At 59.3% G+C, this 22,758-nt stretch carries 28 protein-coding genes; 14 read left to right on the forward strand and 14 right to left on the reverse strand.

The window, feature by feature from the left end; translation table 11 throughout:
- Window positions 1-152: 152 nt before the first annotated feature.
- Window positions 153-608: a flavodoxin gene (locus AOA61_RS16965; RefSeq protein WP_095186375.1), complete on the reverse strand. Its 456-nt coding sequence runs from the start codon at window positions 606-608 to the stop codon at window positions 153-155.
- 128 nt (window positions 609-736) lie between these two features.
- On the opposite strand from AOA61_RS16965, the gene AOA61_RS16970 reads away from it, so the two are divergent.
- Entirely contained in the window at window positions 737-1,204 is a 468-nt protein-coding gene (locus AOA61_RS16970; RefSeq protein ID WP_032885607.1) for a PAS domain-containing protein, read from the forward strand.
- Between the two features lie 59 nt (window positions 1,205-1,263).
- A complete protein-coding gene (locus tag AOA61_RS16975; protein ID WP_032885606.1) occupies window positions 1,264-1,869 on the forward strand; it encodes a hypothetical protein in 606 nt (201 codons plus the stop codon).
- Between the two features lie 2 nt (window positions 1,870-1,871).
- On the opposite strand, the gene AOA61_RS16980 is transcribed toward AOA61_RS16975, so the two are convergent.
- A complete protein-coding gene (locus AOA61_RS16980; protein ID WP_099602205.1) occupies window positions 1,872-2,831 on the reverse strand; it encodes a MerR family transcriptional regulator in 960 nt (319 codons plus the stop codon).
- Between the two features lie 214 nt (window positions 2,832-3,045).
- On the opposite strand from AOA61_RS16980, the gene AOA61_RS16985 reads away from it, so the two are divergent.
- From AOA61_RS16985 to AOA61_RS17010, 6 genes are read left to right on the forward strand one after another with little or no spacing between them, the layout of a single operon-like run.
- Window positions 3,046-3,606: an antibiotic biosynthesis monooxygenase gene (locus tag AOA61_RS16985; protein ID WP_095186373.1), complete on the forward strand. Its 561-nt coding sequence runs from the start codon at window positions 3,046-3,048 to the stop codon at window positions 3,604-3,606.
- 57 nt (window positions 3,607-3,663) lie between these two features.
- A complete protein-coding gene (gene folM / locus AOA61_RS16990) occupies window positions 3,664-4,374 on the forward strand; it encodes a dihydromonapterin reductase (protein WP_032885603.1) in 711 nt (236 codons plus the stop codon).
- A gap of 19 nt (window positions 4,375-4,393) precedes the next feature.
- Complete coding sequence (folE, locus tag AOA61_RS16995; protein WP_032885602.1) at window positions 4,394-4,954, forward strand: GTP cyclohydrolase I FolE; 561 nt, start codon at window positions 4,394-4,396, stop codon at window positions 4,952-4,954.
- Between the two features lie 2 nt (window positions 4,955-4,956).
- Window positions 4,957-5,328, forward strand: a complete 372-nt coding sequence (gene folX, locus AOA61_RS17000; RefSeq protein ID WP_032857710.1) for a dihydroneopterin triphosphate 2'-epimerase — start codon at window positions 4,957-4,959, stop codon at window positions 5,326-5,328.
- Between the two features lie 16 nt (window positions 5,329-5,344).
- The gene (locus AOA61_RS17005) at window positions 5,345-5,641 is read left to right on the forward strand and encodes a DUF1244 domain-containing protein (protein WP_010206472.1); all 297 of its coding nucleotides are present in this window, start codon (window positions 5,345-5,347) and stop codon (window positions 5,639-5,641) included.
- Entirely contained in the window at window positions 5,634-5,975 is a 342-nt protein-coding gene (locus AOA61_RS17010; RefSeq protein ID WP_099602206.1) for a HopJ type III effector protein, read from the forward strand. Before AOA61_RS17005 ends, AOA61_RS17010 begins: the two co-directional genes overlap by 8 nt.
- Before the next feature lie 102 nt (window positions 5,976-6,077).
- Here AOA61_RS17010 and trxB read toward each other — a convergent pair whose 3' ends face one another.
- A complete protein-coding gene (gene trxB / locus AOA61_RS17015) occupies window positions 6,078-7,040 on the reverse strand; it encodes a thioredoxin-disulfide reductase (RefSeq protein ID WP_010206474.1) in 963 nt (320 codons plus the stop codon).
- Window positions 7,041-7,321: 281 nt separating this feature from the next.
- Here trxB and cysZ point away from each other — a divergent pair, with 281 nt between their 5' ends.
- Together cysZ and AOA61_RS17030 are read left to right on the forward strand one after the other, a co-directional pair.
- On the forward strand, window positions 7,322-8,086 hold the full coding sequence (gene cysZ / locus AOA61_RS17025; protein WP_032885600.1) for a sulfate transporter CysZ: 765 nt from the start codon (window positions 7,322-7,324) through the stop codon (window positions 8,084-8,086).
- 54 nt (window positions 8,087-8,140) lie between these two features.
- On the forward strand, window positions 8,141-9,343 hold the full coding sequence (locus tag AOA61_RS17030) for a glycosyltransferase family 1 protein (protein ID WP_032885599.1): 1,203 nt from the start codon (window positions 8,141-8,143) through the stop codon (window positions 9,341-9,343).
- Here the strand turns inward: AOA61_RS17030 and AOA61_RS17035 are convergent.
- From AOA61_RS17035 to rplU, 7 genes are all read right to left on the reverse strand, one after another.
- Window positions 9,312-10,415, reverse strand: coding sequence for an NADH:flavin oxidoreductase (locus tag AOA61_RS17035; protein ID WP_032885598.1), 1,104 nt, complete (start codon window positions 10,413-10,415; stop codon window positions 9,312-9,314). The two genes, AOA61_RS17030 and AOA61_RS17035, sit on opposite strands and share 32 nt — an antisense overlap.
- Before the next feature lie 164 nt (window positions 10,416-10,579).
- Window positions 10,580-11,062 (reverse strand): glutathione peroxidase, encoded by a 483-nt coding sequence (locus AOA61_RS17040; RefSeq protein ID WP_099602207.1) that lies wholly within the window; start codon window positions 11,060-11,062, stop codon window positions 10,580-10,582.
- Between the two features lie 101 nt (window positions 11,063-11,163).
- On the reverse strand, window positions 11,164-11,628 hold the full coding sequence (locus tag AOA61_RS17045) for a CreA family protein (RefSeq protein ID WP_032885596.1): 465 nt from the start codon (window positions 11,626-11,628) through the stop codon (window positions 11,164-11,166).
- Window positions 11,629-11,643: 15 nt separating this feature from the next.
- Window positions 11,644-12,762: a glutamate 5-kinase gene (gene proB, locus AOA61_RS17050; RefSeq protein WP_026013771.1), complete on the reverse strand. Its 1,119-nt coding sequence runs from the start codon at window positions 12,760-12,762 to the stop codon at window positions 11,644-11,646.
- 124 nt (window positions 12,763-12,886) lie between these two features.
- Window positions 12,887-14,110 carry an Obg family GTPase CgtA gene (gene cgtA / locus AOA61_RS17055; RefSeq protein WP_015885843.1) on the reverse strand — a complete coding sequence of 408 codons (1,224 nt, stop codon included), beginning with the start codon at window positions 14,108-14,110 and terminating at the stop codon, window positions 12,887-12,889.
- A gap of 193 nt (window positions 14,111-14,303) precedes the next feature.
- On the reverse strand, window positions 14,304-14,561 hold the full coding sequence (gene rpmA, locus AOA61_RS17060; protein ID WP_003176049.1) for a 50S ribosomal protein L27: 258 nt from the start codon (window positions 14,559-14,561) through the stop codon (window positions 14,304-14,306).
- Between the two features lie 34 nt (window positions 14,562-14,595).
- Window positions 14,596-14,910 (reverse strand): 50S ribosomal protein L21, encoded by a 315-nt coding sequence (gene rplU, locus AOA61_RS17065; RefSeq protein WP_003176051.1) that lies wholly within the window; start codon window positions 14,908-14,910, stop codon window positions 14,596-14,598.
- A 239-nt stretch (window positions 14,911-15,149) separates the two neighbouring features.
- On the opposite strand from rplU, the gene AOA61_RS17070 reads away from it, so the two are divergent.
- The 3 genes from AOA61_RS17070 (at window position 15,150) to AOA61_RS17080 (ending at window position 17,069) form a co-directional block, all read left to right on the forward strand.
- Complete coding sequence (locus AOA61_RS17070; RefSeq protein ID WP_032885595.1) at window positions 15,150-16,118, forward strand: polyprenyl synthetase family protein; 969 nt, start codon at window positions 15,150-15,152, stop codon at window positions 16,116-16,118.
- 194 nt (window positions 16,119-16,312) lie between these two features.
- Entirely contained in the window at window positions 16,313-16,654 is a 342-nt protein-coding gene (locus AOA61_RS17075) for a zinc ribbon domain-containing protein YjdM (protein ID WP_003230858.1), read from the forward strand.
- Window positions 16,655-16,811: 157 nt separating this feature from the next.
- A complete protein-coding gene (locus AOA61_RS17080; protein ID WP_003194088.1) occupies window positions 16,812-17,069 on the forward strand; it encodes a hypothetical protein in 258 nt (85 codons plus the stop codon).
- Between the two features lie 61 nt (window positions 17,070-17,130).
- Here AOA61_RS17080 and AOA61_RS17085 read toward each other — a convergent pair whose 3' ends face one another.
- Complete coding sequence (locus tag AOA61_RS17085) at window positions 17,131-17,748, reverse strand: FKBP-type peptidyl-prolyl cis-trans isomerase (protein WP_032885594.1); 618 nt, start codon at window positions 17,746-17,748, stop codon at window positions 17,131-17,133.
- Window positions 17,749-17,997: 249 nt separating this feature from the next.
- On the opposite strand from AOA61_RS17085, the gene AOA61_RS17090 reads away from it, so the two are divergent.
- Window positions 17,998-19,917: a methyl-accepting chemotaxis protein gene (locus AOA61_RS17090; RefSeq protein ID WP_099602208.1), complete on the forward strand. Its 1,920-nt coding sequence runs from the start codon at window positions 17,998-18,000 to the stop codon at window positions 19,915-19,917.
- A gap of 110 nt (window positions 19,918-20,027) precedes the next feature.
- Here the strand turns inward: AOA61_RS17090 and AOA61_RS17095 are convergent, their stop codons facing one another.
- The 3 genes from AOA61_RS17095 to AOA61_RS17105 are packed head-to-tail and all read right to left on the reverse strand — an operon-like array spanning window position 20,028 to window position 22,751.
- Entirely contained in the window at window positions 20,028-20,396 is a 369-nt protein-coding gene (locus AOA61_RS17095) for a glyoxalase superfamily protein (RefSeq protein WP_032885592.1), read from the reverse strand.
- A gap of 29 nt (window positions 20,397-20,425) precedes the next feature.
- The gene (locus tag AOA61_RS17100) at window positions 20,426-21,889 is read right to left on the reverse strand and encodes an amidohydrolase family protein (RefSeq protein WP_099602209.1); all 1,464 of its coding nucleotides are present in this window, start codon (window positions 21,887-21,889) and stop codon (window positions 20,426-20,428) included.
- A 1-nt stretch (window position 21,890) separates the two neighbouring features.
- Window positions 21,891-22,751, reverse strand: a complete 861-nt coding sequence (locus AOA61_RS17105; RefSeq protein ID WP_032885590.1) for a MurR/RpiR family transcriptional regulator — start codon at window positions 22,749-22,751, stop codon at window positions 21,891-21,893.
- Window positions 22,752-22,758 lie beyond the last annotated feature (7 nt).

Below are 22,758 nucleotides of genomic sequence, written 5' to 3' on the forward strand. Positions count from 1 at the left end.
GCCAGTCTAGTCAGACGCCCTGGCGGACGGAGTTGCCTTCGCAGCCAGCTTGATGACCGTACGAGTCAGCTATGAGAATAGTTTAGATCTATACAAACGGCGTCAAAGAGACGCCGTCAATAAAGGGACTGAAAACCGCTGGAACCGCTCAATCAAGCGCGCAGTGCAGTGACCAATTCTGCCAACCACGGCTCGGCATCAGCTTCCGGCGTCACGCTCTCGCTGGCGTCCAGGCGCAACATGGGCAGTACTTCGCGCACGCCCAATTCGCCAAACAGCTCGCGCATTTGCTCACCGCCACCACAAAAGGTGTCGCCATAGCTGGCGTCGCCCAAACCGATCACCGCACCGGGCAAACCGCGCCAGGCCGAAGGCAGTTGGTCGCGAATCGTCGAATACAACGGTTGCAGGTTATCGGGCAATTCACCCATGCCGGTGGTCGAAGTCACCGCCAGAAACGCCTCAGGGGCAAACGCCTGCACATCCGCCAGGGTCGCGCGCGGGTTGTGCCAGGCTTCAAAACCAGCGTCTTTGAGGATGCCGGCGGCGTGCCGGGCGACTTCTTCAGCCGTGCCGTAGACCGAGCCGGAAAGGATGGCGACTTTCATCAATCTGATCCTGTAGTTGAGCGAAAGCCTGGGATATTAACAGCGACGCAAATATTTCGGGGCGCACCGTGCAAGATTCACGACTTGCCATAAACTGCCCATTCAAACAACACGCCACGGACCGCTCAATGATTAACGCCAAGCTGATGCAGATGGTGATCGACGCTTCCAACGAAGGCATCGTGGTCGCCGAACGCGAAGGCGATGAAAAGCCCCTGATTTATGTGAACCCGGCCTTCGAACGGATGACCGGCTACACACTGGACGAAATCCTCTATCAGGACTGCCGCTTCCTGCAGTCGGGCGACCGTGATCAGCCAGCGCTGACGGTGATTCGGGATGCTTTGGCGAAGGGTGGTTCGTGCCGAGAAACCCTGCGCAATTACCGTAAGGACGGCAGCCATTTCTGGAACGAACTGTCGCTTTCAACGGTGTTCAACACGGCTGATAAGCAAACCTATTTTATCGGCGTACAAAAAGACGTCACGCTCCAGGTCAAGGCCCAGCAGCGTGTCGAGCAATTAGAAAGCGAACTGGCCCAAGTCAAAGCCGAACTGGCCGCGTTCAAGTCGACAAATGGATTGAACAAAATTTAGAAAATACGGCCATATGAGCGGATAATGGCACTTTAATGCCCCTCTATTGAGCAAGCACAATGCAACGCGATGCGCTTCTGACCAAGGATGAGCTGGATTTCATTCAGAACATGCAACACAACCCGCAACTTAATCTGCGGGATGCGTCGTCGAGCCTGACCGTCAACGGCGGTGCGCAGATTCGCGACTTGCTCACCCGCCTGGCCGCCCACGACCATGTCACCATCCAAGCGCAGTTCGACAACCAGCAACTGACCTTTCCCCTCCAATTGGTGGAGGATGAGTTCAATGCAGTGCATCTGCGCCTGGGTGTGCCGAGTATTTTTGAAGACGGCCCGGTGATCCGCGCCTGGCGCCTTGCACTTGAAGCTCCGGTGGCCCTGGAGAACATCAAGGGCACCGCAAGTGCGCTGTGGGTGCATGAGGTGTCATTCAAGGGCGTGCTGGTGGAGATTCGTGGCCGGATCAAACCACCCAAAACCTTTTCCCTTTGGTTCAGCCCTTCCGGCTATGAGCGCATTGCCCTGCGCGGCGCCTTTGAGAGGGAAACCGCGCGGGGTTTGTTTGCCTATCGCCTCAGTCAAAGCGATGCGGATGAAATCGAACGCCTGCGCCAGTTCATCCTGCATCAGCACCGCCTGGTGCACCCGCAGATGCACGCCTGAGTTCAGGTATCCAGGTTACCGCTGAGGAACTGCTGCAAGCGGCGTTGCATCTGGCGCCCTTCGCTGCCCAGACAACCGATGGAAGAACCTGCCAGCGCGCTCTGCGCCAGGTCCGACACTGCGCCAGCAAGAAATAACGGGCAATCAAGGGTCAACGCCAAACGGTTGAGGCGGCCAGCCAGATCAACGTTATGGGAGTGGTTGGAGAAGATGATCAGCGCCTGGGGATGAGTCTTTTCACATATGAGGGTCAGCTCATCAAACGGCTGCCCCATCCCCAGCACCTTCACGACCAGGTCATCGCTGCTCATCAACAGCGCCGCCACCAGCAACTCCAGTTTGCGGCATTCGCCGGGTATGGCTGACAGCAATACCCGAGGCGCAGGCGACAGTGTCGCCGCTTGCAGGCGCTGAAAGGCATGGATACGCAAGAAGGCGTCGAAAAACAGCCATTCGCTGGCTTGACCAAAACGCCCCTGGTGGCGCAACAGCTCGTTCCAGAGAGGCATCAGGATCTCTTGGAACGCCACGTTGAGGGGATAGGTAGCGAGAATCTGGCCATACAGGCTTTCCAACTGACGGTCGTCAAAGGCCTTGACCGCCAGCAACAGCCTCGCCCGCCATTGCGGCAATTCGCTTTCCTCGACTGAGTCGCGCTCAGCGCGAATCGCTTCGGCCTGCTGATCGTCGCGGGCGAGAATCTTGCCGACCTTGCTCACCGCCACGCCACGTTCAATCCAACCAAGAATGCGATTGACCGTCTCAATATCGGCCTTGGAGTAGAGGCGGTGCCCACTTTCAGTGCGGATGGGCTGGATCAGGCCGTAACGACGCTCCCATGCACGCAAGGTGACCGGGTTGACGCCTGTCAATCTTGATACATCACGAATTGGAAAAAGCTCAGCGCAATCAGGCGAATCCAGATGCGAAATGCTGTCAGCAGGAGCAGTAATCACGGGCATTCAAGACCAACAAACCAGCGGTAATTGGGTGGTCATTTAACGCCTATAGACCCCTCTTTTTCAAGGTGTGTACTTTTCGGACCAATGTCGCTGGCGTATTTCGGCAAAACCGGAATAATCCTTGCCTGTTTTTTCTACGTCGCTGCAACACCCCGCAGCTTCGTTTGTGCGCCACCTACCCGGATCAGCGCACCCGTACATTTGGAGATACACAATGTCTACCTCTCCCGTCACCTTGATGGTTGCGCGCCGCGTCGCCAAAGGGCGCTACGAAGAACTGATGGCCTGGCTGCGCGAAGGCGAGCAATTGGCTACCGACTTCCCCGGTTATCTGGGCTCCGGCGTACTTGCACCGCCGCCCAACGATGACGAATTCCAGATCATTTTCCGCTTCGCCGACGAAAAAACACTGCATGCCTGGGAATTCTCCGCCTCCCGTTGTGCCTGGCTTAGCCGCGGCAGCGATTTGTTTGCCGACCCCTCCGAGCACCGTGTGCGCGGCATCGATGGCTGGTTTGGCGCCGCGGGTGCCCGTCCGCCGCGCTGGAAGCAGGCCGTGGCAATCTGGCTGGCGTTTTTCCCGGTGTCGCTGCTGTTCAACTTTGTCTTGGGGCCATTGCTCAATGGGCTCGACCTGGTGCCTCGCGTACTGGTCAGCACGATGGCACTCACGCCTCTGATGGTTTACTGGTTCATTCCGCTGTCCACACACCTGCTGGCGAACTGGCTGCATCCCACGCCTGCACCGCGCAAGGCCGCCGAAGCGGCGGCGTGAGTACAGGGGCGACCCGTCGCTGGTATGATTTGCGCCTGCCAGCGACGCGAGCCTCCCATGACTGCAAAGAACGCCCCGATCCTGATCACCGGCGCCGGCCAACGTGTCGGCCTGCATTGCGCCCAGCGCCTGCTGGACGAGGGCCAACCGGTGATTTTCAGCTACCGCAGCGAACGCCCCGGCGTACAGGCCCTGCGCGAGCGTGGCGCGATCGGTGTGTTTGCCGACTTCTCCAACGAAGCTGGGATCCTGGCGTTTATCGCTGAACTGAGTACCCACACCCAAAGCCTGCGCGCGATCATCCACAACGCCTCGGCCTGGGTCGCGGAAACGCCGGGCGACGAAAGCCGCGCGTTTACCGATATGTTCAGCGTACACATGCTTGCGCCGTACCTGATCAACCTGCATTGTTCGACCTTGCTGCAACGCTCTTCACCTGCCGATATCGTGCATATCAGCGATGACGTGGTGCGCAAGGGCAGCCGCCAGCACATCGCCTACTGCGCCACCAAGGCCGGGCTCGACAGCCTTACGCTGTCGTTTGCCGCACAGTTCGCGCCGCTGATCAAAGTCAATGGCATCGCCCCGGCGATGGTGATGTTCAACGAAGACGACGACGCGGCCTATCGCACTCGGGTGTTGGCCAAATCAGCCCTGGGCATCGAGCCCGGACCCGAGGTGATTTACCAGAGCGTGCGCTACCTGCTGGACAACCCCTATGTCACCGGTACCACCCTGACCGTCAACGGCGGGCGGCATATCAAGTAAGCCGTTTTGAGGATGTTGTATGACCTTATCCCTGCCCCACCATTACCGCGAGATCCTCAAGAACCTGGGCGAAGACCCGGAACGCGAGGGCTTGCTCGACACCCCCAAGCGCGCCGCCAAGGCCATGCAGTACCTGTGTCATGGCTATGAGCAGAACCTCGAAGAAATCGTCAACGGTGCACTGTTCGCCTCCGACAACGACGAGATGGTGATCCTCAAGGACATCGAGCTGTACTCGCTGTGCGAACATCACCTGCTGCCCTTTATCGGCAAGGCCCACGTGGCCTATATTCCGACCGGCAAGGTGCTCGGCCTGTCGAAACTGGCGCGTATTGTCGACATGTTCGCCCGGCGCCTGCAGATCCAGGAAAACCTCACGCGGCAGATCGCCGACGCCATCCAGGACGTGACCCAGGCCGCCGGCGTGGCCGTGGTAATCGAGGCCAAGCACATGTGCATGATGATGCGCGGCGTGGAAAAACAGAATTCAACCATGAACACCTCGGTGATGCTCGGCGCGTTCCGCGAGTCGAACACCACGCGCATGGAGTTCCTGCAACTGATTGGACGGAGCAAGTAGCAATGCCACAACTTCAACCAGGCATGGCGCGCATCCGGGTCAAGGACCTGTGTCTGCGTACCTTCATCGGTATCAATGAGGACGAAATCCTCAACAAGCAGGATGTGCTGATCAACCTGACCATCCTGTATGCAGCCCAGGACGCCGTGCGTGACAACGATATTGACCACGCGTTGAACTACCGCACTATCACCAAGGCGATCATCGCCCACGTGGAAGGCAACCGCTTCGCGCTGCTGGAACGCCTGACCCAGGAATTGCTGGACCTGGTGATGAGCAATGAATCGGTGCTGTACGCCGAGGTCGAAGTGGATAAGCCCCATGCGCTGCGCTTTGCCGAATCGGTTTCGATTACCCTGGCGGCCAGCCGCTGACATTGAAGTGGACCCTATGAACGATCAACAACGCCTCGAACTCGAAGCCGCCGCTTTTCGCCGGCTGGTAGCACATCTGGACAGCCGCAAGGATGTACAGAACATCGACCTGATGAACCTCTCCGGTTTCTGCCGTAATTGCCTGTCCAAGTGGTACAAGGCCGAGGCCGACGAGCGTCAGATCGAGCTGAGCCTCGATGACGCTCGTGAAGTGGTGTACGGCATGCCGTACGCCGAGTGGAAAGCCCAATACCAGAAAGAAGCCAGCGCTGACCAACAGGCAGCGTTCGCCAAAGGAAAAACCCATGACTGATTTGAACACCCTGCGCGCCAGCCTCAACGGCGGCCAACACGTCTTTGCCGACACCCTGGCATTTGTCGCGGCCGGTTACGATTACCAACCGCAGGCCTTCACCAACGGCACCGTGGAAAACGCGGCCGGGCAGAATGAAGGGTCGTGCAAGACCTTGGGTTTGGCGGTGCTGGAAGGCTTGAGCGACCAAGAAGCGCTGCTGGCGTTTGGTGAGCATTACCGCTCGGTGGTGGCGACGCCTGAGGGCAGCGACCACGGCAATATTCGGGCGTTGATTGCCCATGGGTTGGCCGGTGTGAAATTCACCGCGCAGCCCCTGACCCGCAAATCCTGAGTCAGACGCGGATCAAAATGTGGGAGGGGACTTGCCCCTCCCACATTTAAATTGCACTCATAAAAAAACCGGCCTCGCAGCCGGTTTTTTTATTCCAACGATTTAGAACGAAGCGTCCTTCAAACCGTCGAGGTAACGCTCGGCATCCAGTGCTGCCATGCAACCGGCACCAGCCGAGGTAATGGCCTGGCGGTACACGTGGTCAGCCACATCACCGGCAGCAAAGATGCCTTCGATATTGGTGGCAGTCGCATTGCCTTCACGGCCGCCCTGCACCACCAGATAACCGTCTTTGGCTTCCAGCACGCCTTCGAACAACGACGTGTTCGGAGTGTGGCCGATGGCGATGAACACGCCGTCGACTTTCAGCTCGTCGAAGCTGCCGTCGTTGTTTTTCAGGCGAGCACCGGTCACGCCCATGTTGTCGCCCAGGACTTCGTCCAGGGTGGCGTTGAGCTTGAGGATGATCTTGCCTTCAGCGACACGGGCGTGCAGCTTGTCGATCAGGATCTTCTCGGCGCGGAAAGTCTCGCGGCGGTGAACCAGGGTCACGGTGCTGGCGATGTTGGCCAGGTACAGCGCCTCTTCAACGGCAGTGTTACCGCCGCCGACTACAGCGACCGGCTTGTTGCGGTAGAAGAAACCGTCGCAGGTCGCGCAGGCGGAAACGCCCTTGCCCATGAACGCTTCTTCCGATGGCAGGCCCAGGTAACGGGCGCTGGCGCCAGTGGCGATGATCAGCGCGTCACAGGTGTAGACGCCGCTGTCGCCGGTCAGGCTGTAAGGCTTTTTCGAGAAGTCGACTTGGTTGATGTGATCAAAAACGATCTCGGTTTCAAAGCGCTCGGCGTGTTCTTTCATACGCTCCATCAGCACCGGGCCGGTCAGACCGTGGACGTCGCCAGGCCAGTTGTCGACTTCCGTGGTGGTGGTCAACTGACCGCCCGCCTGCATGCCGGTGATCAGCAGCGGCTTGAGGTTGGCCCGGGCAGCATAGACAGCAGCGCTGTAACCGGCAGGGCCGGAACCGAGAATAATCACTCGCGAATGACGGGTATCAGACATGACTCACTCCTATCGACCGCCCGGACTACAAGGCGGCTGGAATAAAAAAGGACTGCGAAGCACTTGGGGAAGGCTTTAACTCGCAGATCCTAAAAATAATGGGTGCAGCGTATAGAGGGGGGCAAGATTAAGGAAATACGGTTTAACAATCCAGCTCATAGGCGGTCTCTATGCTGTCAGCCCAGCTAATCGAGGCGTTTGTTACTGTTGATGTCGCCGCTTTCGCCTCGGATACAAAGTCGGTAAGGTCGGCGCGTTCGTCATCCTGCTCGGAGTTCCCCATGCCTGCCCCTGTTCTTTCCGGCCCGCAATACCTGCGTGAAGGCCTCAAACTGGTGTTGAGCCCTGGCCTACGCCTGTTTGTGCTGCTGCCGCTGATGATCAACCTGGTGCTGTTCGTCGGATTGATTTACTTCGCCGGCCATCAGTTCAGCTTGTGGGTCGAGCACTTAATGCCGACGCTGCCGAGTTGGCTGAGCTTTTTGAATTACCTGCTATGGCCGCTCTTTGTCGTGTTGGTGGTGCTGATGGTGTTTTTCACCTTCACCATGCTCGCCAATATCATCGCGGCGCCGTTCAATGGCTTTCTCTCAGAGAAGGTAGAAGTGGTGGTGCGCGGTACCGATGACTTCCCGGCCTTCAGTTGGGGCGAGTTGATCGCCATGGTCCCCCGCACCCTGGCCCGAGAAATGCGCAAGCTCGGCTACTTCCTGCCACGGGCGATCGGCCTGTTTATCCTTTCGTTTATTCCCGTGGTCAACCTGATCGCCGCGCCGTTGTGGCTGCTGTTTGGCGTATGGATGATGGCAATCCAATACATCGACTACCCGGCCGACAACCACAAACTGGGCTGGAACGAAATGCTCGCCTGGTTACGCCAGAAACGCTGGCAGAGCATGAGCTTTGGCGGCATCGTCTATCTGGTATTGCTGGTGCCGGTGGTCAACCTGCTGATGATGCCCGCGGCGGTGGCTGGCGCCACCTTGTTCTGGGTGCGCGAGCAAGGCGCCGAGGCGATGGCGAACCCCAAGGTCACCAAGTCATAAATCCATCATCTGGATGACACAATGGCGACATGGCCCACACGGACACTGTGGGTCATGACGACAGCCTCGCTTCATATCACCCTCATCACCGAAACCTTCCCGCCAGAGATCAACGGGGTGGCCAATACCCTTGGTCGCCTGTGCGAGGGTTTGCGCGCGCGCGGCCATCAAGTCGAACTGGTACGCCCACGCCAAGGCGTCGATCAGAGCCGGCTCAGCGACGACGAACTCCTGCTATGCCGCGGCTGGCCACTGCCGGGTTATCCGGGCCTGCAGTGGGGTCAGTCGTCGATGCACAAGTTGCTGCGCCGCTGGACACGCCAACGCCCGGACGTGCTCTACATCGCCACTGAAGGCCCGCTGGGCTTGTCGGCACTGCGTGCAGCACGGCGCCTGGGCATCAGTGTGGTCAGCGGCTTTCACACCAATTTCCAACAGTATTCGAACCAGTACGGCTTGAGCCTGCTCAGTCGAATGGTCACGCATTACCTGCGCTGGTTTCACAACCGTTCGACGTTGACCCTGGTGCCCAGCGCCAGCCAACGCCTGGAGTTGGAGCGTCGGCATTTCGAGCGCCTGGGAATGTTGTCGCGGGGTGTCGACAGCCAGTTATTCCACCCGACCAAGCGTGACAATGCACTGCGTGAAAGCTGGGGTTTAGAGAACGACGATATCGCTGTGCTGCACGTTGGCCGCCTGGCCCAGGAGAAAAACCTCGGGCTGCTCAAGCGCTGCTTTGATGCGCTACAGAAAACGTACCCATCCCGCCCAATGAAGCTGATTGTCGTCGGGGACGGCCCGCAACGTGCACTGCTGGAGCACGACCTGCCCGAAGCAGTATTCTGCGGCACCCAACGCGGTGAAGAGTTGGCACGGCATTACGCGTCGGGAGACCTGTTTCTGTTTCCCAGCCTGACGGAGACCTTCGGTAATGTAGTGCTGGAAGCCATGGCCTCAGGCCTTGGTGTGGTGGCGTACGACCAGGCAGCCGCAAGCCAGCACCTGCGGCACGGCTATAGCGGCGCACTGGCGATGCCGGGGGATGAAGAGGCGTTTTGCGATGCAGCCATCTGGCTGCTGGAAGAACGCGAAACGTTGCGCAGGGCCCGCCTGAATGCTCGCCAACATGCCAGTCGCCAGGGTTGGCCAGCGATTATCGAGCAGTTCGAACGCCAGTTGCGCGGTGTGTGCGAGGACGGGCACCTGGAGCCCGCCCTGACGCCACTTACACCAGAGTCGTCAACGCCTCACGACTGAATGGCAGGATGTCACCCTCACGTCCTTCACGCACCTTCACGGCCCAATCCGGGTCAACCAACAACGCACGACCTACGGCAACCAGATCAAACTCGTCGTTGTTCAGGCGCTCAAGCAGTTTTTCCAGGCTGGCCGGCTGCGCGACTTTGTCGGTGTTGACCATAAACTGCAGGAACTCGCCATCCAGGCCGACGCTGCCCACGGTGATAGTCGGTTTGCCGGTGAGTTGGCGCGCCCAACCGGCCAGATTGAGGTCGGAACCTTCAAATTCCGGTTCCCAGAAACGTCGGGTTGAGCAGTGGAAAATATCCACGCCGGCGTCGGACAGCGGCTTGAGGAATTCACCCAACGCCTCAGGGGTTTGTACCAGACGCGCGGTGTAGTCCTGCTGCTTCCACTGGGAGAAACGGAAGATGATCGGGAAGTTCGGGCCGACAGCGGCGCGCGTAGCCTGGATCAGCTCGATGGCAAAACGCGAGCGGTTGGCCAGGCTACCGCCGTACTCGTCGGTGCGCTGGTTGCTGCCTTCCCAGAAGAACTGATCGACCAGATAACCGTGGGCGCCATGGATTTCCACGCCGTCCATGCCGATGCTTTGGGCGTCTTTGGCGGCTTGGGCGAAAGCGTTGATCACGTCCTTGATGTCCTGGGCGGTCATGCCGTGGACCACCACGTTGCCGTCCTTGAGTTTCTCCATCGGACCATAGGCCGGCACGCTGGCATCAGGCTCAGTGCCGATACGGCGCACGCTGCCGACATGCCACAACTGAGGGACAATCTTGCCGCCTTCGGCGTGCACGGCATCGACCACTTTCTTCCACCCGGCCAGGGCCGCTTCACCGTAGAAATGCGGGACATTCGGGTAGCCATTAGAGGCCTGGTGACCGACCACGGTGCCTTCAGTGATGATCAAGCCCACGCCAGCGGCCGCACGGCGACGGTAGTATTCGATGACGTTGGAATTAGGTACACCACCCGGAGAAAACGAGCGGGTCATCGGCGCCATGACCACGCGGGTCGACAGTTGCAGTGCACCGAGCTGGAAGGGTTTGAACAAGGCTTGGACGGGCATGGAGCACTCCACGGGAGACTGGGTTTATGATGCGGATAATATGAGGAGTGGAACGCGCCCGGTAGCACTATTGATTTTGGTGATTAAGGGGTAAAAGCGGTGGGGTATTTGGGCTGCTACGCAGCCCATGGCGGGAAAGGTCCGCTCACCACAAGAGAAGTGATTTAGCTCAAGGCTTTTTCGATGGCCTGGACGATCGAAGGGTCTTCCGGCGGGGTACGCGGTGAGAATCGAGCAAGGACCCTACCATCTTTACCCAGCAGGAACTTCTCAAAATTCCAGGTGATATCGCCGGGAAATTCGGCCCCCTCACCCGCCAGCAACCGGTAGAGCTGGTGACGCTCAGGGCCATTGACATCGAGCTTGCTGCCCAAGGGAAAGGTCACGCCGTAGTTCAGGCTGCAGAACTCGCGGATTTCTTCCTCAGTGCCCGGCTCCTGGCCGGCAAACTGGTTGCACGGCAGGCCCAGCACAGTAAACCCTTGGTCCTTGTACTGCTGATAGAGGTTTTCCAACGCCGCATATTGCGGGGTCAGGCCACATTTGGAGGCTACATTGACCACCAGCACTACTTGCCCCTTGAAGGGCGCCAGTGGCAACTCTTGTCCGTCCAAAGCTTTGAGTTTCAGGTCGTGGAAAGCACTCATGACGAACTCCAGATATCCCATGTTCTTAGCAAAGCGGCGCCTTGAGGTTACAACCCGCAAGCCTGCAATCATAGACGCCGATTACAAAACCCGCCTGCGGATTACTGAGCGGTCGGCCACGGCAAAATCGGAATTGCGGTCACGGCGTTCTGCGGGCTGCCTTCGATCAGGCGGTCGCTGTAGACCAGGTACACCAAGGTGTTGCGCTTTTTGTCGAGGAAACGCACCACTTGCATGGTTTTGAACACCAGCGAGGTGCGTTCCTTGAACACTTCGTCGCCGTCCTTTAGTTCGCCCTTGAAGCGGATCGGGCCGACCTGACGGCAGGCAATCGATGCTTCAGCGCGATCTTCGGCCAGGCCCAGGCCGCCTTTAACGCCACCGGTCTTGGCGCGGGACAAGTAGCAGGTCACGCCGTCGACCTTGGGGTCGTCAAACGCTTCGACGACAATTCGGTCGTTGGGGCCGACGAATTTAAACACCGTCGACACCTGGCCAACCTCTTCGGCGCTGGCCAGCAACGGCGTCAGCAACAGCAGGCCCAACGCAAACTTCACTAAACGCATCGTATATTCCTTTGGTTAGACCAGGATCAGGTTGTCGCGGTGAACCAGTTCAGGTTCGGCCATGTAACCTAATAGTCCGACAATCGCGTCAGACGATTGTCCAATAATTTTCTGTGCTTCCAGGGCACTGTAATTGGCCAGGCCACGGGCGATCTCACGACCGTCGGGCGCTACGCACACCACCATTTCGCCGCGGCGGAAGCTGCCCTGTACCAGCTTGACGCCCACCGGCAGCAGGCTCTTGTTGCCCTGGGACAGTGCCGATACCGCGCCGTCGTCCAGCACCAGAGTGCCACGGGTTTGCAGATGCCCGGCCAGCCACTGCTTGCGCGCCGCCAGCATGCCGCGTTCCGGCGACAGCAACGTGCCGATGCGTTCGCCAGCCTTGAGGCGGTCCAACACGCGCTCCAGGCGCCCACCGACGATAATGGTGTGGGCACCGGAGCGTGCAGCCAGACGCGCAGCCCGCAGCTTGGTCTGCATGCCGCCACGGCCCAGGGCACCGCCGACACTGCCGGCCACGGCGTCCAGCGCCGGGTCATCGGCGCGGGCTTCATAAATAAGCTGCGCATCGGGGTTGTTGCGCGGATCGGCGTCGAACATGCCGTCGCGATCAGTGAGGATCACCAGCAAGTCGGCTTCCACCAGGTTGGCTACCAGTGCGGCCAGGGTGTCGTTGTCGCCGAAACGGATTTCGTCGGTGACCACGGTGTCGTTCTCGTTGATCACCGGGATCACCTTGAGCTCCACCAGGGCGCGCAACGTACTGCGGGCGTTGAGGTAGCGCTTGCGGTCGGACAGGTCGTCGTGAGTCAGCAGGATCTGCGCCGTGTGGCGGCCGTGCTCGGCGAAGCTGGACTCCCAGGCTTGCACCAGGCCCATCTGGCCGATGGCGGCAGCGGCTTGCAGTTCGTGCATCGCGCTGGGTCGCGCGGTCCAGCCGAGACGGCTCATCCCGGCGGCAACCGCCCCGGACGACACCAGCACCAACTCGACACCAGCCTCATGCAAGGCCACCATCTGCTCCACCCAGACGCTCATTGCTGCGCGATCCAGGCCTTTGCCATCCGCCGTCAGCAGCGCACTTCCGATCTTTACGACCCAACGCTGCGCACCTGTCACTTTGCTCCGCATCATCTTCAACCTTAGATAGAGGGCCGCGCGACCCAGCGCTGCCCATAACGTTATTCGTGGCTACGTAATACCCAGATACCAAAACGCCGCTCATGTGAGCGGCGCTTAAGTTTACTGCAACGAATCAGTCGCGCACGTAAATGATTTCTGGACCGTCTTCATCATCCACGTCTTCTTCGTCCCAATCGTCGTCGCCGATGTCGTGGACCGACTTCACGCCGCTGCGGCGCAGGGCACGCTGGTCGTCCAGAGCTTGCAGCTGGGCACGGGCTTCGTCTTCGATCTGCTGGTCGAGTTCGGCGAGTTCGGCCTTGAACACCGGGTCGGCCGCCAGGCGGTCAGCACGGTCTTCGAGGTAGCGCATGATGTCGCGGGTCAGGCGCTCGGTGCCTTCTTTGGCGATGGCCGAGATCACGTAGACCGGACCCGTCCATTCCAGGCGATCAACGATTTCCTTGACGCGCTCCTCGTGCTCTTCCTCGAGGATCTGGTCGCACTTGTTCAGCACCAACCAACGATCACGCTCGGCCAGGGCCGGGCTGAACTTGGTCAGCTCGCTGACGATCACTTCGGCGGCGTCTGGTGCACTGGTGTCATCCAATGGCGCCATGTCGACGAGGTGCAGCAGCAAACGGGTGCGGGACAAATGCTTGAGGAAGCGAATCCCCAGGCCTGCGCCGTCGGAAGCCCCTTCGATCAGGCCAGGAATATCGGCGATCACGAAGCTTTTCCAGCGGTCAACGCTGACCACGCCCAGGTTTGGCACCAGGGTAGTGAACGGGTAGTCAGCGACTTTCGGCTTGGCGGCCGATACCGAGCGGATGAAGGTACTTTTGCCTGCGTTCGGCAAGCCCAGCAGACCCACGTCTGCCAGTACTTTCATTTCCAGCTTGAGGTCACGCTGCTCGCCAGGCTTGCCCGGCGTGGTCTGGCGCGGTGCACGGTTGGTACTGGACTTGAATCGGGTGTTACCCAGACCGTGCCAGCCACCCTGCACAACCATCAGTTTCTGGCCGGCCTTGGTCAGGTCGCCAATCACTTCCTGGGTCGCGGAATCGATGATCGTGGTGCCAACCGGTACGCGCAGTACCAGGTCTTCGCCTTTTTTACCGGTGCAGTCCGTACTGCCGCCGTTGGAGCCACGCTCGGCATCAAAGTGCCGGGTGTAACGGTAGTCGACCAGGGTGTTGAGGTTTTCGTCGGCCATCATGTAGATGGAACCGCCGTCACCGCCGTCACCGCCGTTGGGGCCACCGTTTTCGATGAATTTTTCGCGACGGAAACTCATGCAACCGTTACCGCCGTCGCCTGCTTTTACTCGGATGGATACTTCATCAACGAACTTCATAACAAAACGCCTCTCGCCGCATGGACGAGCTTAAGAAACCAAGACATAAGACTCTTGCAAAAATGAGCGCAGCGACCTCAATCAGCGACCGCAAATCCAGCGCCGGAGCCCATCACAAACAGCTTTGCAAGAGACTCACCCCACAAACGAAAAAGCCCCGTCGCGAGACAGGGCTTTTCCAGCGATTTCGCAATTAAGCTGCGACAACGCTCACGTAACGGCGGTTGAACGCGCCTTTTACTTCAAACTTGATCACGCCTTCGATTTTCGCGAAGAGGGTGTGATCTTTGCCCATGCCTACACCGTAACCGGCGTGGAATTGGGTGCCGCGCTGACGCACGATGATGTTGCCCGGAATGATTTTCTGGCCGCCATACATCTTAACGCCAAGGCGTTTGGCTTCTGAGTCGCGACCGTTACGGGTACTACCACCAGCTTTTTTGTGTGCCATGAGTCAATTCTCCTAGTGAGGAATTAGGCTGAAATTAAGCCTGAATACCGGTGATTTTGATCTCGGTGTACCACTGGCGGTGGCCCATACGCTTCATGTGGTGCTTACGACGACGGAACTTGATGATGCGGACTTTATCGTGACGACCTTGGGAGATCACTTCAGCCACAACGGTAGCGCCAGCAACAACTGGAGCGCCGATGTTCACGTCATCGCCATTGGCGACCAACAGAACGCGATCAAAAGTAACGGATTCGCCGGTAGCGATTTCCAGTTTTTCGATCTTCAGGTATTCACCTGGGGCGACCTTGTATTGCTTGCCACCAGTAACAATTACTGCGTACGACATGGTATTTCTCCGATAATCCTGCTCACCCAGCGCTTTATAAGAAGAGGTATTGGCTGGCATGGCTGCATGGGATGGACGTCCCGAATGCAATTGCGTAAGGCAGGTGCTGCCCAGGAAGTTCAGGGTGCGCGATTGTACGCAAGGTAAATGGGTGTTGCAAGTGGCCGTCCATCGCGCCTTGACACTACGGGGTCAGGGTCCTAGCATGCCGCGCAACCCTTCTGGAGCGACTGTCGCTGATGCAACCCCAAGCTTTCTACCGCGCGGTCGCGGACGATTTTAGCGCCGTCGACGGCATCATCAAGCAGCAGCTGACGTCTAAAGTGCCGCTGGTCTCCAAAATTGGCGACTATATTACGTCGGCGGGCGGTAAGCGCCTGCGTCCTTTATTAGTGTTGCTGTGCGGCAAGGCCCTGGGCCGCGAAGGCGATGACCTGCGCCTGCTGGCCGCCACCATCGAGTTCCTGCACACCGCCACCCTATTGCATGACGACGTGGTCGACATGTCCGGCATGCGCCGTGGCCGCGAGACCGCCAATGCGATGTGGGGTAACGCACCAAGTGTGCTTGTCGGCGACTTCCTGTATTCACGCTCGTTCGAAATGATGGTCGAACTGGGCTCGATGCCGGTGATGAAGATCCTGTCCCAGGCCACGCGCATCATCGCTGAAGGCGAAGTGTTGCAGCTGTCGAAGGTCCGCGACGCCAGCACCACCGAAGAAACCTACATGGAAGTGATTCGCGGCAAGACCGCGATGCTCTTTGAAGCCTCCACCCACAGCGCTGCGGCATTGTGTGGCGCGACCGCCGAACAGGCCGAAGCCCTGCGCACCTTTGGCGACCATCTGGGCGTGGCGTTCCAACTGGTAGACGACCTGCTCGACTACCGTGGCGATGCTGAAACCCTGGGCAAGAACGTCGGCGACGATCTGGCCGAGGGCAAGCCGACCTTGCCGCTGATCTACACCATGCGCGAAGGCACGCCAGAACAGGCAGCTTTGGTGCGCAAGGCGATTCAGAAAGGCGGCATAGAAGACCTCGAAAGCATCCGCGCAGCCGTGGAAGCTTCGGGCTCCCTGGACTACACCGCACAACTGGCGCGTGACTACGTGGCCCGTGCGATCAAGTGCCTGGAAGCCCTGCCTGCCAGCGAATACCGGGACGCCCTGGTTGAGCTGAGTGAGTTTGCAGTCGCTCGTACGCACTAAGCCATACCTGCAGACACAGACCAATGTGGGAGGGGGCTTGCCCCCGATGACGGTGTCCAGTCGATATATGACTGGCTGATCCACCGCTATCGGGAGCAAGCCCCCTCTCACATTTGGATTTCATAGAGCCTGCAACACCACAAAACCCTATATAATGTGCGACTTTTAGCCATCCTGACCTTTAAGGAGCTTTAGTGAGCACGTTGCCACCCTGCCCGAAATGCAATTCCGAATACACCTACGAAGACGGCGCCCAGCTGATCTGCCCGGAATGCGCCCATGAGTGGTCCGCCAATGGCGAGGCCGAAGTGGCCGGCGATGAAACCGTGAAGAAAGACTCTGTGGGCAACGTCCTGCAGGACGGCGACACCATCACAGTGATCAAGGACCTCAAGGTCAAAGGCACGTCTCTGGTCGTCAAGGTCGGCACCAAGGTCAAGAACATCCGCCTGTGCGATGGCGACCACGATATCGATTGCAAGATCGACGGCATCGGCCCGATGAAGCTTAAATCCGAGTTCGTTCGCAAAGTCTGAATCTGCTGTATCCATCCCGCGCCAGCCGCGGGATGGCGTTTTGCCCTCCCTTGACCTGTCTCAATATCCACACAGAAAAACCAAGAAACCGCCAATAGACGCTTGCTATTCTACGAATAAGAATTATTCTCATTGAAACCGATCAAGGAGATGCACCATGACTTATTTGATAGATGCCTGGCTGGACCGCCCACACCCTTACCTGCGGATACTGCATCGGGAAACCGGCGAAGTCTGTGCGGTACTGGAAGAAGAAGCGCTGAATGAATTGCAGGACCAGGGCGACCTGGACGTCAATGGCCTGAGTTCAAGTGAACCCGGTGTGCTGAAAGAGGTGGTGCGTAATCTGTTTCTGTTTTGCTATGCCCGAGCGTTGCGCCCGGCGACGGAGCTCAATGGCAAGTTTCATCCATGAGCAAACCCCCTAAAACACTGTGGGAGCGAGCAGGCTCGTTCCCACAGGTAATCAGCAGGTCTTACAGAACGTCGAGCAGCTCGACGTCGAATACCAGAACGCTGTGCGGCGGAATGCTGCCAACGCCTTGAGCGCCGTAAGCCAGTTCGCTCGGCACGTACAGGCGCCATTTGCTGCCAGCATTCATCAGTTGCAGGGCTTCGGTCCAACCGGCAATCACGCCACCAACCGGGAATTCTGCTGGCTGGCCACGCTCGTAGGAGCTGTCGAACACAGTGCCGTCGATCAAGGTGCCGTGGTAGTGGGTACGGACTTGGTCTTCACGGGTCGGCTTGGCGCCTTCACCGGCAGTCAGCACTTCAAATTGCAGGCCGGAAGCCAGGGTGGTGATGCCATCACGCTTGGCGTTTTCAGCCAGGAAGGCCAGCCCAGCGCCAGCAGCGGCTTCAGCCTTGGCGGCTGCTTCGGCTTGCATGACTTCACGGATCACCTTGAAGCTGGCAGCCATTTGCTCTTGGTCAACGCGGCTTGGCGAACCTGCGAACGCGTCGGTCAGGCCAGCCAGGATTGCGTCCAGGCTCACACCCGGTGGCGGGTTGTCGCGCAGTTGGTCGCCCAACTGACGGCCGATACCGTAGCTGACGCGGGTTTCGTCGGTGGACAGATTAACTTCGGACATGAAGAGGCTCCGCTGCAGGACAACGCGATTTCCCGCGCTGCCCAAAACTAAAAGGGCCCGCAGACTAGCACACAAGACCGCCCCTTGATGAGCCCTCAGTGGTTCTGCACACCGCTGACGACCCTTCGTCGCCACTTGAAATAAAACGCCCTTCAGATTCACATCCCGCCGCCGATACAGCGCTACACCTTGGCTGGCTCAAATAACAACACCGTCCAGCAAACAGACATCACTCTTGCGGAGCATTCGATGAACAGCTGGTTCGGTAACATCAGCGTCAACCTCAAACTGGGCCTGGGCTTCGGCCTGGTGCTTGTCCTCACCTCGATCCTGGCACTCACTGGCTGGACCAGCCTGGGCGGCCTGATCGACCGCAGCAACTGGATGAGCGACATCACCCAGCTCAACGCGTCGCTGACCAAACTGCGCATCGTGCGCCTTCAATACATGCTGGCCAACGGTGACGAAGCCGTGGCGCAGAACGTGCAGACCAGCCTCGATGCCTTCGTTGCCCAGCAACAGAAACTGCTGGACAGCTTCAAGAGCCCGGAAAACCTCAAGCTGCTCAATGAGCAGAAATCGGTCATTACCGCCTACCAGCAATCCCTGAACAAAATGCGAGAGGCTTACCGTAACGGCAATGCCTCTCGCCAAGTGATGGGCGACAAGGCCGACAGCGCCAACGCCCAGATCGACGCGCTGGAAGCCAGCGTGAAGCAGATGCCTGACAGCGCGGAGCACTTTGCTCAGTTCCAGGCCGTGGCCGACGCCAAGATGCAATTCCAACTGGCCCGCTACGAAGTGCGCGGCTACACCGGCAACGTCAGCCCGGATACCGAAGCCCGCGCTGCCGCACAGATCGACAAAGCCATTGCCAGCTTGAAAGACCTCAGTGCCGCTTTTGGCGCCGGCCAGCAAAGCGCGCTGACCGCGCTGGAAACCGCTCTTGGCGCCTACCGCACGGCTGTCCAGAACTACAAGGTGGCCAACGCCAATATCGTTGCTGCTCGCGCAGAAATGACCACCCAAGGCACTGATATCGTCAACATCAGCGACAAGCTCTACGAGATCCAGTTGGATCGCCGCGACGCCGAAAGCGCCCAGGCCCGTAGCCTGCAATTGATCAGCACCTTGCTGGCCCTGCTGGTTGGCATCATTGCCGCGCTGGTCATCACCCGCCAGATCACTCGCCCGATCCAGGAAACCCTGGCCGTGGTTGAACGCATTGCCTCCGGCGATTTGAGCCACAACATCCAGGTCACCCGCCGTGATGAGCTGGGCGTGCTGCAACAAGGCATCCAGCGCATGGGCACCACCTTGCGTGAATTGATCAGCGGTATTCGTGACGGCGTGACCCAGATCGCCAGCGCCGCCGAAGAACTATCGGCCGTGACCGAGCAGACCAGTGCCGGCGTGAACAGCCAGAAGATCGAGACCGATCAAGTCGCCACCGCGATGCATGAAATGACCGCTACCGTGCAGGAAGTCGCGCGCAATGCCGAACAGGCTTCCCTGGCCGCTGCCGATGCCGACGGCCAAGCCCGTGCAGGCGACAAAGTGGTGGCCGAAGCCATTGCCCAGATCGAACGCCTGGCCGCCGAAGTGGCGCGTTCCACCGACGCCATGAGCCATCTGCAACAAGAGAGCAACAAGATCGGCAGCGTGATGGACGTGATCAAAGCCGTGGCCGAACAAACTAACCTGCTGGCCCTCAACGCCGCCATCGAAGCAGCACGCGCCGGTGAAGCCGGTCGCGGGTTTGCCGTGGTCGCCGACGAAGTGCGCGGCCTGGCCCAACGCACGCAAAAATCCACCGAAGAAATCGAAGGTCTGGTCGCCGGTTTGCAGAACGGCACCCAGCAAGTGGCCAATGTGATGAACAACAGCCGCAGCCTCACCGACAGCAGCGTGGAGCTGACGCGCAAGGCCGGTGTATCCCTGGAAAACATCACCCGTACGGTGTCGAACATCCAGTCGATGAACCAGCAGATCGCCGCCGCCGCCGAGCAACAAAGCGCCGTGGCCGAAGAGATCAGCCGCAGCATCGTCAATGTACGTGACGTGTCGGAACAGACCGCCACCGCCAGTGACGAGACGGCCAAATCGAGTGTGGAACTGGCACGTTTGGGCAGCCAGTTGCAGCAGATGGTCAGCCATTTCCGGGTTTAAGAATCGCTGCGATACCTGACCCGCCACAGATGCAGCCCCAGCCAAAAGCTGGGGCTGCAATAAAAAACCGCCCTACTAAGGCGGTTTTTTTATTGCCTGCGATTGGCCTCTCAGCCCTCGCCTTCCTCAACAAACACCACACGATTCCCAAATGGATCCTTGATGCTCATCTCCCGCGATCCCCAAGGCGTTTCTTCAACGCTGGGCTTGGCATAACGGTAATCCTTAGCCTGCAATTGCTGCTGGTAGGCATCTACCCCTTGCGCCTGAATCCGCACCGCCGCGCCCGGCGAAGCGTCGCCATGATGCTCGGACAGATGCAGCACGCACTCGCCCAAGGATACTTGCAGGTACAACGGGTAATTCGCCTCGAAACGATGCTGCCAATCAACCTTGAACCCAAGGAACTCCACATAGAATTCCAACGCCTTGGTCTCGTCGAAAATCCGCAGGATAGGGGTGACTTTTCCTAAGTGCATGGCAACCGCTCCGTTTTTGAGATCGCCCACTATAGAGCGCTGAACCCCCGACGCAAATCTCCCTGGCGAGCCAGGAATCGTCCTGGGCGCTGACCATTGGCCTGTCCATCGCTGTAGCTCAACACGCCATTGACCCACACACCATCAATGCCCTCTGCCGCCTGCTCTGGATTTTTGAAATCCGCCACATCCCGCACCCGCAACGGGTCGAACAACACCAGGTCCGCCCAGTGCCCTTCACGAATTTCACCCCGCTCGACCAGGCCGAAACGCGCCGCCGACAAGCCGGTCATTTTGTGCACGGCGGTATGCAACGGGAACAACCCGATATCCCGGCTGAAATGCCCCAACACACGTGGGAACGCACCCCACAAGCGTGGATGCGGAAACGGGTCTTCAGGCAAGCCATCCGACCCCACCATCGACAATGGATGCGCGAGGATGCGTCGTACATCCGCTTCATCCATCCCGTAGTACACCGCACCCGCAGGCTGCAGACGGCGGGCGGCGTCCATCAAGGAGACGTCCCATTCGCCGGCAATGTCCTGCAAATCTCGCCCGCCCATGTCCGGATGGGGCGTGGACCACGTAATGGTGATGCGAAACGCATCGGTCACTTGCTTCAAATCCAGGGTCGAAGAACTGGCTGCGTAGGGATAACAGTCACATCCCACCGGATGGGTTTTCGCCGCCAGCTCCAGAGCGGCCAGCAGCTGCGGACTGCGCCCCCAGTTACCCGCCCCGGCGCATTTGAGGTGGGAAATAATCACCGGCACCTTGGCGTGCCGGCCGATCAGAAAAGCTTCGTCCATCGCCTCCAGCACCGGCTCGAATTCGCTGCGTAGATGGGTGGTGTACACGGCGCCGTAGGCCGTGAGTTCTTCACTCAGTTGCAGCACTTCATCGGTCTCGGCATTGAATGCGCTGGCGTAGGCCAGGCCTGTGGATAAACCGAGGGCGCCGGCTTCAAGACTCTCTTGTAACTGCACGCGCATGGCGGTGATTTCATCCGGTGTGGCGGTGCGATGCAGATCGTCCATGTGGTTGCTGCGCAGCGCCGTGTGGCCGATCAATGCCGCGACGTTGAGCGCTGGATGGGCGCTTTCAACGGCGCTGCGATAGTCGCTGAAACGGGGATATACAAACGCCGCAGCGCTGCCCAGCAGGTTCATCGGGTCCGGCGGGTCGTTGCGCAAACTTACCGGCGAAGCGCTGATGCCACAGTTGCCGACAATCACCGTGGTCACGCCCTGACTGAGCTTGGGCAGCATCTGCGGATGACGGATCACAACGGTGTCGTCGTGGGTATGGACATCGATAAACCCCGGCGCCAACACGCGGCCGGTGGCGTCGATTTCATGCTCGGCCGTCGCAGCAGACAGATCACCGATTGTCTCGATACGCCCATCGCGCAGCCCCACATCCGCGACATAACCGGGTGTGTTGCTGCCATCGATGATCAGCGCGTGGCGAATCAGCGTGTCGTACTTCATATCAGTCTCCAAGCGGCAAGCTATCGGGGCCGCCGCGATAATCGTCCAGGGCCAGTTTGATCCGGCGCAGGCGTTCCTGGTTGTCGTCCGGCAAGGCCAGCGCCAACTCGGTAGCGAGCAGGTCGATGGCCAGCAGCAGGCCGTAGCGCGCTGCGGTGGGTTTGTAGATAAAGCTGGTTTCGGCTGGTTGCAGCGGCAACAGGACATCCGCCAATCGCGCCAGGGGGGAATCGGCCAAGGTGATGGCGATGATGCGGGCGTCGTAGTTGCGCGCCAGGTCCACCACGTCCAGCAGTTCCGGCGTAATACCGGTCAGCGAACAGACGATCAGCGCATGTTCCGGCCCCAAGGTGGCGGCCGTGACGCGCATCATCACCGGGTCATGGCAAGCGGCAATCGGATAGCCCAGGCGGACAAGGCGCACCTGTAACTCGTCGCTGCACAGACTCGACGGGCCGCCCATGCCGAACGCGTGGATCATCCGGGCCTTGCTCAGCAGGCTGACCGCATCGGCGAAACTCGCCTGGTTGAACCCCGACAAGTGCTGACGCAACGTCGCCTCGATATCACCGAGAATCTGCCGGTGAAACGCCGACTGTTCGGGCAACCCCGCCGGGTCCAGGAAACGGCTGCCGACGCCGCTGGCTTGGGCCAGTTGCAGGCGCAAATCGCGTAGATCGCGGCAACCGACGCTGCGTGCAAACCGCGACAAGGTCGCCGTACTGACTTCAGCTCGTTGGGACAACTCATCCAGGCTGGCTGACGCCGCAAAACCCACATCATCGAGCATCAGCTTGGCGATACGTCCTTCGCCGGCGCTGAAAGAAGCCTGGCGGGCGCGGATCTGGTAGAGGATGTCCATGGGGGCT

Source organism: Pseudomonas sp. 2995-1, from assembly GCF_002742505.1.
Classification (GTDB): Bacteria; Pseudomonadota; Gammaproteobacteria; order Pseudomonadales; family Pseudomonadaceae; genus Aquipseudomonas; species Aquipseudomonas sivasensis.